We start from the raw sequence: 3,867 nt of genomic DNA, 5'->3' as shown, positions 1-3,867 counted from the left end.
GTAGAACAGCGGGTTGTTCGTCTTCGCCTTGCGGTACAGCTCCAGGAAGATCACCCCGCGTCCCGGATCGGGTGGAGGTTCGTCGCCGAGCCGCCGGGCCGTTCTCGGTACGTGATCGGTACCACCGTAACCGAGAGGCGATTCTCACGCACTCGACGGCCATCTCGGTCTCGATCCCGAACCCGTCCGCGGTGAGATGGAGGCGCTCGAACGACTCGCGGGTGAACGCCCGGTATCCCCGAGAGGATGTCGCGGTAGTTCTTGCGGTGGATCGCCCGGAACGCGAGGTTGATCACGCGGTTCCCGATCCGGTTCAGCCGCGTCATCGCCCCGGAGCGCATGTCCGCGAACCGGTTCCCGATGACGTGGTCGGCGTTGCCGTCGAGGAGGGGATCGAGCATCGCCGCAGCGTCCGCGGCGTCGTAGGTCGCGTCGGCGTCGGCCATCAGCACGTACGACGCGTCCACGTGGTCCCGGACCGCCTCCCTGACGGCCTGTCCCTTCCCGCGTCCCGACTGTTCGACGACGCGCGCGCCGGCCTCTCGGGCGACGGACCGCGTTTCGTCCGTCGAGCGGCCGTCGATCACGAGGACCTGCTCGAAGCCGGCGTCGCGGAAGTCAGTGACGACGCGTGCGACCGTCTCCGCCTCGTTCATCGTCGGCAACAGGACGCAGACGTCGTCGTACTCGCTCATCAGACGAGCGATCACCCGGGAGTCGGTAAACTCTGTCCTTCTCGGCCGTCACGGACTCCCGATTCCGGTGGGCGGCCCTCGTCCCGGCGTGGCCACCCACACGCTCATGTATGAGAGCGATGATCATGGTTGTATGTCTCATCCATCGACCGAACAGATCGACGAGCTCCTCAGTGCGACCCGCACCGCGACGGGCGACGAACTCCGGAGTCTCACGTACTTCACCGAAGACGACGTCGAACAGCTGTACCTCCGTAGCGACCTGAGCCGAACCGCGGACCTGATCGGCTTCGCGGAGAACGAGCGACAGGGATTCCGCGCGCAGTCGCTGTACGCGAACACGCAGCTCGGCGACTACCGGTTCACCGTGCGCGTGTTCGAGAACGGATACCTCACCCGAGTGATCGCCAACGGCCACGGCGCGTGGCTGACGACCGACTCGATGGAGATAGACCGGTTCGAGGAGCTGGCGAGTGCCCTCGCGACGATCCTCCGGTCGTTCGACCCGGCCTGACTCGACCCCGAGTTCGGCGACGAGACGCTCGTCGACACCGCGTTCGGTGGCTGCGCGTTCGCCGCGACCACGGGAGCCGACCGGGCCTCACCCGAGGTGGCTCTCGAACTCGCCGACCAGCTCCTCGGCGTCGACGGGCTTCGTCACGTAGCCGTCGGCACCCGCCTTCACCGCCTCCATCATCTTCTCCTGCTGGTCGACGCTCGTACACATCACGATCACCGCGTCCGGCCAGCGGTCCTTGATCGCGGCCGTCGCCTCGATCCCGGTCATCTCCGGCATCACGACGTCCATCGACACCGCGTCCGGCTCGTACGCCTCGAAGAGTTCCACCGCCTCTGCGCCGTTTTCCGCCTCGCCGACGACCTCGAACCGGTCCGCCAGCGCGTCCCGGACGACGGTCCGCTGGAAGGAGGAGTCGTCGACGACGAGTACCCGCTCGGTCATACCCGTTATCCCCGCCTGACCGATATAAGCGCGCGGATCGTTCGCCATCGGAGCGGTCGTTCGTCGTCGACGTGATCCCTCGTCGCCGACCCCGCCGTTTCGGTCGCTCACACCGACACACGGGGATCGGCGCGTGCGGTTCCCCCTTGTATATTCGATAAAGCATATAATGAACATGGGAACAACGTTAAGGTCTATCCCGCGATATGTTCGCGCATGGAAACGCGGAAAGTCCAACGGTTGGGGCCGTCGACGCTGGCGATGACGCTCCCGGCCGAGTGGGCGCAGGAACACGGCGTGAACAAAGGCGACGAGGTGTCGCTGCGGATGGGGGGAAAAGGGACGCTTACGGTGCTGCCCGAGTCGGTGAGCAGCGAGGAGTCGGAGGCGGTAATAAACGCCGACGGACTCGACGCGCGCTCGCTCGAACGCGCCATCGTCGCGCAGTACGTGCTCGGTCGGCGCGTGATCCACGTCCGCAGCGAGGGGACGCTCGACAGCGAGCACATCAACGCGGTGTACAAAGCCGAGACGCAGCTGATGGGTCTCGGCGTCATCGAGGAGACGCCGGAAGACATCTCGATCCGCTGTTCGGTCGACCCCGAGGACTTCACCCTCGACAACCTGCTCGAACGGCTGGAGAACACCGGGTCGACGATGCGCGGCGAGGCCGTGAAGGCGCTCGCGCACGGTAACCCCGACCTCGCGCAGCGCGCGCTCAACCGCGAGCGGCAGGCGAACAAGATATTCGTCCTCCTGCTCCGGCTCATCTTCACCGCCTACCAGAATCCGAACCTCGCCCGCGCGGTCGGCCTCGAAGAGGGCTTCCCGCTCATCGGCTATCGCTCGGTCGCGAAGAACCTCGAACTCACCGCGGACAACGCGGAAGACATCGCCGAGATCGTGATGGAGGCGGACGGCCACACCCTCGACGTCGACAGCGCGACGATGCGCCAGATCCGCGAGTTCACCGATCAGGTCGACGAGCTGACCGCGCTCGCGGTCCGCGCCGTCGTCGAGCGCGACTACGACCTCACCGTCGAGTGCCGCGACCTGTTCTCGCGGCTCGAAGACCGCGAACAGGAGATCCTCGACGAACTCCCGAACGACCTCGACAACGAGACGCTGCTGATGACCCGCGAGGTGCTCGTTAGCCTCCAGCACACCGCGGAGTACGCCATGCGAAACGCCGAGATCGCGGCGAACCTCGCGCTCAACGAGGAGTCGGACCACGTCGAGATCATCTGAGAGGACGTCGTTCTCGGTCCCCGTCGCCCGCTTCGTATGAACTAAGTAGCCGCCCGCGAAGCGACTCGTATGAGCGAGGGTTCCATCGAATCGGACAAGGAGGTCGGCGTCGCGCTGGCGCTCGGTGCCATCGCGGTCGTCGGTGCCGTGGTGATGTTTGCGTACCCGGGACAGCTCGGAAAGGCGTGGGGATTCGCGGCCGCGTTCGTCTTCGCGACGCTCGCCGTCGGCGCGGTTCAGCTGTTCGACTGACCGACTCCCGGCCCCGGTACGGCTGCCGTCGGCTCGGCTCCTCTCCATGGGGGCGGTCGGCGTCCGTTCCGAAAAACGAGAAACCGTTAAGAACGTCAGACACGTAGATACGCCAATGAGCGAGTACACCGAGGAGGAACAGCGGATCCTCGCGTACCTCACGGACAGCGTCACCCGTGGCGAGCGGTACGTTCGCTCGAAGACGATCGCCGACGCGATCGGTCTCACCGCCAAACAGGTGGGGTCGCGGCTCCCCCGTCTCGCCGAGAAGTCCGACGACGTCGACATCGAGAAGTGGGGCCGCGCCAAGTCGACGACCTGGCGCGTGACGCCGGACGGGTGAGGCCCGCCCGCCGCGTTCCTCGTCTCCGACTCCGTCGACGCGCATTTTTAACCCCCGTAGCCCCAAACGGGATCGTATGACCGTTCGAGTCTCCCGGACGTTCGAGTTCGATGCGCCGCCGGCCGACGTGTGGGCGTTCATCTCGGACGCGGAGCAGCGCGCGGGCGCTATCAGCGTGGTCGACTCCTTCGAGGTTCACGACGACGGGAGCGCGACGTGGCACGTCGCGCTGCCGATACCGATGATCCGTTCGACCATCGACGTCGAGACGGAGGACGTCGAGCGCGACCCCCGAACCGGGTGAAGTTCGTCGGGAAGTCGCGGGCGTTCCGCGTGACCGGCGAACACGAGGATCACCGAGTACCGAC

Annotated in this window: 5 protein-coding genes and 2 pseudogenes; 5 read left to right on the top strand and 2 right to left on the bottom strand. The window is 66.1% G+C overall.

All coding sequences use genetic code 11. The features are described 5' to 3' along the window. Positions 1-695 (bottom strand): annotated as a pseudogene (gene aglJ, locus BN903_RS09220) (S-layer glycoprotein N-glycosyltransferase AglJ); the annotation flags it as partial. A 133-nt stretch (positions 696-828) separates the two neighbouring features. On the opposite strand from aglJ, the gene BN903_RS09215 reads away from it, so the two are divergent. Next, a complete protein-coding gene (locus BN903_RS09215; RefSeq protein ID WP_048077455.1) occupies positions 829-1,209 on the top strand; it encodes a hypothetical protein in 381 nt (126 codons plus the stop codon). Positions 1,210-1,296: 87 nt separating this feature from the next. On the opposite strand, the gene BN903_RS09210 is transcribed toward BN903_RS09215, so the two are convergent. Further along, on the bottom strand, positions 1,297-1,656 hold the full coding sequence (locus BN903_RS09210; protein ID WP_006629705.1) for a response regulator: 360 nt from the start codon (positions 1,654-1,656) through the stop codon (positions 1,297-1,299). 216 nt (positions 1,657-1,872) lie between these two features. Here BN903_RS09210 and BN903_RS09205 point away from each other — a divergent pair, with 216 nt between their 5' ends. The 4 genes and pseudogenes from BN903_RS09205 to BN903_RS09190 all read left to right on the top strand — a co-directional run. Further along, positions 1,873-2,904 carry a phosphate uptake regulator PhoU gene (locus BN903_RS09205; RefSeq protein ID WP_048077454.1) on the top strand — a complete coding sequence of 344 codons (1,032 nt, stop codon included), beginning with the start codon at positions 1,873-1,875 and terminating at the stop codon, positions 2,902-2,904. 69 nt (positions 2,905-2,973) lie between these two features. Then, positions 2,974-3,156 carry a hypothetical protein gene (locus BN903_RS09200; RefSeq protein ID WP_048077453.1) on the top strand — a complete coding sequence of 61 codons (183 nt, stop codon included), beginning with the start codon at positions 2,974-2,976 and terminating at the stop codon, positions 3,154-3,156. 115 nt (positions 3,157-3,271) lie between these two features. Further along, positions 3,272-3,499, top strand: coding sequence for a hypothetical protein (locus tag BN903_RS09195; protein ID WP_004598402.1), 228 nt, complete (start codon positions 3,272-3,274; stop codon positions 3,497-3,499). A gap of 76 nt (positions 3,500-3,575) precedes the next feature. After that, a pseudogene (locus BN903_RS09190) lies at positions 3,576-3,867 on the top strand (CoxG family protein); the annotation flags it as partial.

The sequence above is a fragment of the Halorubrum sp. AJ67 genome, assembly GCF_000513435.1.
The sequence above is the reverse complement of the archived record's forward strand: the minus strand, read 5'-3'. Positions and strand labels throughout refer to the sequence as shown.